We start from the raw sequence: 6285 nt of genomic DNA on the forward strand, positions 1-6285 counted from the left end.
CAACGGTTCGATTCGCAATGACGAATCAGGTAATTTTCCCTAATTCCCAGGGGGAGGAGCGGGATCAGTCGCGGCGGGGGGCTCCGGAGCGGGAGGTTCTGGAGCCGCAGCAGGGGGTTCTGGAGCCGCAGCAGGTTCTGGGGCTGGCTCCGCTTGACTGGGCGCAGGCTCAGAATACGCTGGCTCAGAGCGACGGGGTTCTGAATAGGTCGGTTCCGGTGCAGGTTCTTCGTAATAGCGCTGTCTGGGTTGCTCTTCTGCCGGGTCAGGCTCTTGACCGAGCGATCGTGTTCGCGCTGCTCGAATCGGTTGCGGTTTAATCGTGCCTTTGCGGTCTTCGAGATTCGCTGGAATTTCCGCAAATTTCTGCACAGGCATTCCCTGCACGACTTCTTTCATAAACTCTTGCCAGGTATAGGCTGCCGTTCCGCTCGTTCCCCCGGTCGGCGAGCTATCATCGTTGCCCAGCCAAACGCCTGTAACAAGCTGCGGGATATAGCCAATAAACCATAAGTCTCGCGCTTCCTCAGAGGTTCCAGTTTTTCCAGCTACGGGACGACCGAGTTGCGCGGCGCGTCCGGTTCCCTCGGTCACGACCTCGCGCATCATCCAGTTGGTGATTGCAGCCGTTTCTGCATCTAAAACTCGCTTGGACTTGAAGTTAGAATCGAACAAAACTTTGCCGTTGCGATCGAGCACGCGCCGAATGGCATGAGGCTGAACAAAATTTCCTTGCGCCGCAAACACGCCATAAGCGCTGGTTAGCTCTAGCGGATTGACTTCATACGCACCCAGCGCTAGCGCTAGCGTTGGTTCCACCTTAGAGGCAATACCTACGCTGCGAACTAAATCAATCGTGGGCTTATATCCCACATCCATCAGCACTTTCACGGCGATCGTATTAATCGATTTCGTCAGCGCCGATTTCATACTCATCCAGCCAGAATACTTGTTGCCATAGTTTTTCGGCTGGTAGCCATCGATCGAGAAGCGTTCATCAAGATAAGACTGATTCGGAGAAAACCCAGCGCCGATCGCGGTCGCATAAACAAACGGCTTAAAGGTTGATCCAGGCTGTCGCTGTGCTTGAGTCGCTCGGTTGAACTGGCTATCTTTGTAAAAATCGTAGCCGCCCACCATCGCGCGAATCTCACCGTTCCGCGGATCGATCGACACGAGCGCGCCTTGTTTGAAGCCTTCTGCGCTGCCATCTTCACGAATAGCGGTTTTCAACGCTTTTTCTGCTGCTTTTTGCCATTTTGCATTCAGCGTCGTTTCAACCGTGACCCCGCCTGCAAATAGCGCCTCTTTCGGCACCAATTTTTCAAGCTGCTGCTGCACGTAGTAGGTGAAATACGGTGAAGAACTCTGAATATTTCTCGGCGTACTCGGTTTTACCACCAGTTTTTCAGCCTGTGCTGCTTGTGATTCTGCTTCGGTAATGTAGCCCGCGACGACCATTTTATCGAGCACTACATTGCGCCGCTCTTGTGCTTTTTCTAGGCTGACCAGTGGCGAATACAAGCTCGGAGCGGGGGGTAGTCCGGCGATCGTTGCCATTTCTCCCAGCGTTAACTGCTCGACGGACTTACTGAAATAAATCCAAGCGGCATCTGCAACTCCGTAGGCGTTAGAGCCAAGATAAACAAAATTGAGATATTTCTCTAGAATCTTCTGCTTGTCGATGTCGCGCTCAAGTTTCTGCGCGATCAGGGCCTCCCGCACTTTTCGTCCAATGCTGCGATCGTCTTGATCGAGAAACACAATTCGAGAAAGCTGCTGCGTGATCGTACTGCCGCCTTCAACGACATCGCGAGAGGTTAGGTTCCGAAAAACCGCTCGTCCAATACCCTGAAAATCAAGTCCACCGTGATCGTAAAACCGCCGATCTTCTGAAGCGACAAACGCTTGCACGAGGCGTTGGGGAATTTTATCGATCGCCAATTTCTGTCGGGTTGCAGGGCCTAGCTGATGCAGCACCGTACCATCCGATGCCCGAATCGTCAGAGTTCCAGGACGAGCAAACGTTTTAATTTCAGCAGGATTGGGCAGGCTGCTGTCAATCTCGATCGCAGCGACTCGAAGTGCACCAATTCCACCGATCACCACCACGCCGCCAACAATCCATCTCCAAGTTTTCGCCTCTTTCAGCGGTGCGGGGATTTTTTCTCCCAAAGGTTTGAGCCGGGCTGTGACTCCAGTGATCCAATCCCGAACTCCTGTCAAGCGAGAACTTTCCGTCAGCTTGCGCGCACCCCGCCGCGTCCGCTTGCGCTCCGATCGCGCTTTCGGGGTGCGTTTTTTTCCGTCAGTTCCGTCTGTCATAGAGTCTAGCCCTGTTGGGGAATAATCAGGTTGAGTGGGTTTCCCGTTGCGCTTCGAGCTACTCTTTGCCACATTCGTACCTCACACACACTGCTAGTCTTGCGGAAATCAACCTTCGTTCGATCAATGGCAAGCGACTGTATCAATTGGATCTCAGGCAAGCCGGGCATCTCCCAACCCTGTATCAGAAGACGCTTCAAAATTTGTACAAATACTCACGCTTAGTTTACAAGACTTTAGAGATTTTGCAATCGCGCCTCCAAATTTTCCGGCTTGCGGATTGTCATCAGAAGCGCGAATTTGCTTGTCCGGAAGCCAACCTTAAATAGCCGCATGACCTAGCGCCAATGCCGTCACCAGCATTCCAAACACTAGGAAAGGTTGGGCGCTGGCTTGATATTTCACGTCGTTTTCCACAGGATTGCGAAGGAAATACATGTCTTGAAACGTGATCTGGGGAATGATCAGAAAAATCAATAACGTTGCGTACAGATTCTGATGAATTGCCATCAAGTACGCCGCAACTCCGCTCTGAAATACATCGATCATCAGCACACAAATCCAAGCGGCAGTCGGAACCCCAAACGTCACAGGCAGGGATTTCAGTCCCAAAGCCCGATCGCCCTCAACGCTTTTAAAGTCGTTGACGATCGCAATTCCCAACCCTGCAAAACTATAGAACAGCGTCAACGCGATAATCGTCGGATTTAAATCACCAAACAGCGCATGACCTGTCCACCAAGGAATCGCAATATAGCTTGCACCGAGCGCATAGCAGCCGAGCCAGCCGTTTTGCTTCAGCTTGAGCGGGGGTGCTGAGTAGATGTAGGACAAGAATGATCCGACAACCGCCAACACCGTAATGGTTGGGAACTCATGACCCGCCCAGCGATCGAGCACATACGCCAACCCGACTCCACTCAGCAGGAGCACCCAAATTTGGATGATGACTTGTCCCAATGGAATCGCACCGGATGGAATCGGGCGATATGGTTCGTTAATCGCGTCAATTTCGCGATCGTAGTAATCATTCAAGATCTGGGTGTAGCCTGTCAGCAAGGGGCCGGCTAGCAGCATACAGGTCGCTGATTTCAGCACGTCTTCGAGAACCCAGTGGTAGTTGCCCGATGAAGCCGCACCGCAAAGAATTCCCCACATTAGCGGAATCCAGGTAATCGGCTTCATTAGCTGCAGTCGAATCTTCCAGATCGAAGATCCTTTCACGTCAGCTCCCTTCATGCCGAGAAGCTGGCGAGTTTTTGCAGAGCGGTTCTCCGGGGAACCGCTCTCTTGAGTGTCCGTAGTCAGGTCAGGAGAATCAGTCATAAGGTTAGAAGGAAATAATGAGGTAGCCGTCTTGGAATTTTGCACCGCTCACAGGCTGTCCCCGTAAAGCTGGTGGTAAATCAATATTTCGTCGCTGGTCGCCGGCTTCGATCGTGATCTCTGTCCCGTACTGCGTGAGTTTGACTTGTTTCTTGTCAAACCCTGGTAAGAATAAGCTTACTTTCCTTTCCGCTACATTCACTGCGATCGGGCGGGGCGCTTCTGAAGCGCGATTAAACTCTGGCAGCGCGTCGATCAAGGGTTGCCAATCATTCACAGGCTGAACTGGAATGGTGGAAACTGGAAGCGGCTGAAACGCTTCGTCTAATGCAGAGGCATCGGTCGAGCGATTGAGTAAAACGCCGCCGACCGTTAATCCAACTTGCTGAGCGCTACCCCAAAGGTATTTTGCGGCTGCGATCGCGCCTTCATCCTCAGTTGTCACCAAATACGCCGCCATCCGTTTTGGATCGTTGACCGCTTGCTTGCCCTGCTCTAACAAGTCATTCACTTGTCCCGTGGGTTGAGCAAAGTTATCGCCTGCAAAATTTGCATTGGTCAGAATAGCACTGGCAACAGGTTGAATAAACGGCGATAGCGTTCTACCCAAATCTGAATCGACGAAGACCTGCCGGAATCGACGAATATACCAGCTTGCTACCTCAGCCGTTCCGATCATTCGCAAGGTATTTTGGTCACCTGTGCCGTCATAGACGATCGTATCGTAACGATTGCTTTGATTGAATTCCCGCAGCGCGTTTAACGCCAAGAGTTCATCCAATCCTGGAAAAACGCCTAATTCCTGACCAAACACATTTGTAAAGAACGGAGTCCGCAGGTACTGAGCTTCGAGCTTTTTCACTTCGTCCCAACTGCGCTCTAGGAGTGTAGTCGTCTGAAGCTGAACTGCGCTCAAATTCGGTGCAATTTCTTGTGGATCAGATCCGATCGGGGTTCCTAACGCTAACCCAAACGCTGGACTGGAATCCTGTCCAACCAAAAGAACGCGCTTTCCTTGGCTGGCAAGCTTTTTCGCCGCCGCGATAGCGATCGTCGTGCGTCCAGTCCCGCCCTTACCCAAAAACGTCAATATAAAAGCCATATCCAGTATTTTGAACAAACAGAGAGTTGGACTTCAAAAACCGAGAATACATTCCCAGTTTTCGACTCCCAACTCTCTTATGGTATCGACTGCCTGAATGCTTCTTCAGATCAATTAGTCGTATTGCTCTAATTCGTCCTCAAAAAACCAGGTCGAATATTTATCGTCAAACTGAACCAACATTCCAACTCCTTTGCCGTCCACAACTTTGAATTGCCGGACAATTCCAACCGCTCCGAGCTTTTTGATCACTTCTTGAGAGACGCGATCGCGCAACCGACGAACGCGAACTTTTTGACCGATTTCCATTACCACTATTGATGCTTAACCATGTCATGAAGTTTACCAGAATGTTGCAACATATTAAGCTCAGCGCGAAGAAACCAGCGACGGAAGAAGAATCAGGCTTCCACTCAGGATGCCCAGAGATTGTCAAGTGTAAGAACACTATGAATTTGAAGCTCGAACTCGACACGACTGATAAAAGTTCTGAATGCAATTTAGGGTTAGTTAAGGCAATCTACAAAGAGAGCATAAAATCTTCGTCTCGCTCCTCCTGGCTCATTGTCAATTCTGAATCCGCTCTGAACTTGATCAGCTTGATGCATCACCATGTCGGTTAACCTAAAAACCATTCTCAAATCTCCGCTGATGGTTGGGGCTTGTCTCACCGCCACCGTCACTTTAGTTGGCACTATGTACGCACTGACTCATCCGCGATCGATGGTGAAACTCGCCGATTCGAGTCCATCCGGGCAAGCTACGAGTTGTAAAACGGTGGTTTTCGACGATAAACCGCCGCTGAATGTTCGAGCGACTCCCGCTGTTCAACCCGGAAATATTGTGGCATCGCTTAATAATGGCGAGACTGTGACCGTGGTTGGAGAGCAGGACGGTTGGCTTAAAATAAGCGCTCCTACGACTGGCTGGGTTTATCAGAATTTGACTCGTCAGAAATGTGAGGGCGATCCACCAGCTGCAAGGCTATCTAGCAGGCGTGTAGTTGATCCGGCTTTAGAGGTGCTGCCGGATGAATCAGGAACCCGGCTTTACCGCGAGGCGGTGTCTCAGTTTCAAGCAGGAAATTTGCCGGGTGCGATCAAACTTGCTCAAATGATCTCGGCGGACAGCGCAGCTTATCCTCATGCTCAAACTGCTTTGAAGATAATGCCGCAAGCTTGGGATCAAGCTAAAGTTCAATACCAAAAGGCGGTCAATGCTGAGAAGCAGAGCCGCTGGAATGATGTACTTAAAATTGCGATCAAGTATCCGGATATTCGGTACTGGCGCGAAAAGCTAACGCCGATCGTGAAAAAGGCGATTCGGATGCAGTATTTTGCTGAGAGTCAAGCAGATCAGTAGTCTATTTGAAGCGAATAGGGTTCACAATGTCAGTCGTTCACGAAGCGGCTGGCATTACTACTTTAACCTGAGTTCGGGATAAGGATTGAGACAAGAAAGGGGCAAACCCGATAGGCTGAAATTGCTAAAAATCGCGCCCAGTTTGCCCTCATGCTTAGTCTAGAAGACCT

5 protein-coding genes are annotated in these 6285 nt (G+C 50.7%); 1 reads left to right on the forward strand and 4 read right to left on the reverse strand.

Features of this window, described 5'->3' with window-relative positions:
* Window positions 1-39 precede the first annotated feature (39 nt).
* The 4 genes from NC981_RS05970 to NC981_RS05985 form a co-directional block, all read right to left on the reverse strand.
* On the reverse strand, window positions 40-2325 hold the full coding sequence (locus NC981_RS05970) for a penicillin-binding protein 1A (RefSeq protein WP_348242004.1): 2286 nt from the start codon (window positions 2323-2325) through the stop codon (window positions 40-42).
* Window positions 2326-2646: 321 nt separating this feature from the next.
* Window positions 2647-3651, reverse strand: coding sequence for a chlorophyll synthase ChlG (gene chlG, locus NC981_RS05975; RefSeq protein ID WP_348242005.1), 1005 nt, complete (start codon window positions 3649-3651; stop codon window positions 2647-2649).
* A gap of 4 nt (window positions 3652-3655) precedes the next feature.
* Window positions 3656-4753 (reverse strand): ArsA family ATPase, encoded by a 1098-nt coding sequence (locus NC981_RS05980; RefSeq protein ID WP_348242006.1) that lies wholly within the window; start codon window positions 4751-4753, stop codon window positions 3656-3658.
* Between the two features lie 114 nt (window positions 4754-4867).
* On the reverse strand, window positions 4868-5062 hold the full coding sequence (locus NC981_RS05985; protein ID WP_348242007.1) for a cytochrome b6f subunit family protein: 195 nt from the start codon (window positions 5060-5062) through the stop codon (window positions 4868-4870).
* 303 nt (window positions 5063-5365) lie between these two features.
* Here NC981_RS05985 and NC981_RS05990 point away from each other — a divergent pair, with 303 nt between their 5' ends.
* A complete protein-coding gene (locus tag NC981_RS05990) occupies window positions 5366-6115 on the forward strand; it encodes an SH3 domain-containing protein (RefSeq protein ID WP_348242008.1) in 750 nt (249 codons plus the stop codon).
* The last annotated feature ends 170 nt before the right edge of the window (window positions 6116-6285 follow it).

The organism is Leptolyngbya sp. DQ-M1 (assembly GCF_039962505.1).
Classification (GTDB): domain Bacteria; phylum Cyanobacteriota; class Cyanobacteriia; order Leptolyngbyales; family Leptolyngbyaceae; genus Leptolyngbya.